We start from the raw sequence: 1,135 nt of genomic DNA, 5'->3' as shown, positions 1-1,135 counted from the left end.
TCTGGAAAGTCTCCCTCATAATGCCATTTTGCTTTATCATAAACCACTGTCATATTTTCCTTCTCTTTTTTTGCTTCTTTTATTACTTCAGGTCTAGCTGATTCACTTCGAATCATAGAATTCGATTTTTCTTCGCATCCTTGTAAAAATAAAAAAGTAAACATAAATAACGAAATGTATTTTAATTTGTGCAAAAGTGGTCCTCCAAGTCTAATAAAATATTTACTAATAGCAAAGCAGTAACAACTTTCAATTTCATCTATATCATCGCTCCATTTTTTAGGGGATTCCTATAAAATAAAAATTATACCTTAAAAAAAGAAGCCATTCCTTTTTAGGAACGCTTCTTTTAATAAACTTTTTTCTTTCTATTAGTAACCATMTACCGTAACATCAGTAATGGACCCATCATTAGGACTTACTTGATACCAACCTTGTGTAGCTGTATGTTCCTCTCCTGTTTCTTCATTATCCACAACATTTTCATAAACATGGATAATATAGTTTCCTGAGTCGTCAACGTGATCATATGTTACAAGGAGAGGTGAATCTTCAGATATGCCTTGCTGATCACGAACTAGCTGGATAGCTTGCTCTTGGGAAACTGTTTGTACGGCTGGTTCCTCTTCCTCAATTGCTTCTGTATCTTCTTCTTGCTCTGGTTCTGATTCCGTTTGGACCTCATCCTCTTTTGCCTGAGCTTCCTCTTCCTCCTGCTGTTTCTTCTCTTCTTCTGCTAAACGTTCTTCCTCCGCTTTACGATCTGCTTCTGCCTGAGCTTCAGCTTCTGCATCAGCTWTGGCCTGCGCCTCTTCTTCTATCTGCGCATAGTAATCATCTAATTCCTTTTCCATTTGCTGCTGTTCAAGGTCTGATAATTGCTTTTGTTGTTCTTGTATTTGGTTTTGAAGCAAAGAAATTTGTTCTTCTGAAGCATTATCAACAAAATTGATGTTTTCTATATAATCACCACTGGCGTCAAAATTAACTTCCATCATACAAAAAACATTTTGCTCTTGATTAATACCATAGTATATCCAAGTAGGTGACAATCAGTATATTTACTATGGTATTAATCAAGAGCAAAATGTTTTTTGTATGATGGAAGTTAATTTTGACGCCAGTGGTGATTATA

1 protein-coding gene and 1 pseudogene are annotated in these 1,135 nt (G+C 35.4%); both read right to left on the bottom strand.

What is annotated here, in order from left to right:
* Positions 1 to 194, bottom strand: a pseudogene (locus AC1DRF_RS28995) (hypothetical protein); the annotation flags it as partial.
* A 177-nt stretch (positions 195 to 371) separates the two neighbouring features.
* Positions 372 to 995: a hypothetical protein gene (locus AC1DRF_RS28990; RefSeq protein ID WP_477742438.1), complete on the bottom strand. Its 624-nt coding sequence runs from the start codon at positions 993 to 995 to the stop codon at positions 372 to 374.
* Between the last annotated feature and the right edge of the window lie 140 nt (positions 996 to 1,135).

The organism is Priestia sp. P5_B4 (assembly GCF_056400385.1).
This window is presented reverse-complemented; position numbering and strand designations above follow the sequence as displayed.